Here is a 1043-nt window from a genome sequence, read left to right on the forward strand (position 1 = left end):
ACACACCCGGCCCCCGCCGCGAGGACGTGAGCGGCGATACGGCGACCCGCCGCAGGGCGGTGTCGCGCCGGGTCGCCCGCGAGGCCCGCCCCTTCCTCCGGGCCCGCAGCGGGGCGATCCTGCGGCTGGCCGGCTGGTCCCTGCTGGAGTTCGCGCAGACCTTCCTCAGCGGATACGGGGTCGCCCGCGCCCTCGACGACGGCTTCCTCGCCGGACGCCCGGCGACCGGCCTCCTCTGGCTGGCCGTCGCCGCCGTCGCCGTGCTGCCCTCCGTGCTCGCCGCACGCGGAGTCTTCGGCCGGCTCGCCGACCTGGTGGAGCCGCTCCGCGACGGGCTGGTCCGGCGCGTCGTGTCCCGGGCGCTGTCCGGCGCCCTCGGCCGCTCCGGCGACGTCAGCACCCGGTCCCTCTCGCAGGTCACTCATCAGAGTGAGATCGCCCGGGACGGCTGGGCCGGACTCGTCCTGACCCTGCGCTCGTTCGTGTTCACGGCCGCCGGGGCCGTCACCGGACTGCTGGCCCTCTCGCCCGCCCTCCTCCTGATCGTGCTGCCCCCACTGGTCCTCGGGGCCGCCCTGTTCCTCGCCACCCTGCCGCCGATGGCCGCCCGCCAGCGCGCCTACCTGGCCGCCGACGAGGCGTACGCCGCCCACGCGGGCGAACTCGCCGCCTCCCTCCGCGACATCGCCGCCGCCGGAACCGCCGACCGGACGGTGGCCGAGTCCCGGGCCCTGGCCTCCGCCCAGCTCACCGCCTCCCGCTCGCTGGCCCGCTGGTCGGCCGTACGCGTGGTGGCCCTCGCCGTCTGCGGCCGGTTCCCGCCGCTCCTGCTGCTCCTGGGAGCGCCCTGGCTGCTGCGGAACGGGCTCACGCCGGGCGCGCTGGTCGGCGCGCTGACCTACCTCACCCAGGCCCTCGCCCCCGCCGTCCAGGCGCTGATGACCATGCTGGGCACGGCGGGCGGCCGGCTCGTCGTGGTCCTGGACCGGTTCACGGACGCGCCGCCCCCGCCCGCCGTCCAGGCGCTGATGACCATGCTGGGC

General features: G+C 77.4%; 1 protein-coding gene. It reads left to right on the top strand.

Features of this window, described 5'->3' with window-relative positions:
- Positions 1-26: 26 nt before the first annotated feature.
- The coding region (locus JS521_RS35860) for an ABC transporter ATP-binding protein (RefSeq protein WP_504740035.1) at positions 27-1043 on the top strand (1017 nt) is incomplete at its 3' end.

Source organism: Streptomyces durocortorensis (genome assembly GCF_016901035.1).
GTDB lineage: Bacteria > Actinomycetota > Actinomycetes > Streptomycetales > Streptomycetaceae > Streptomyces > Streptomyces durocortorensis.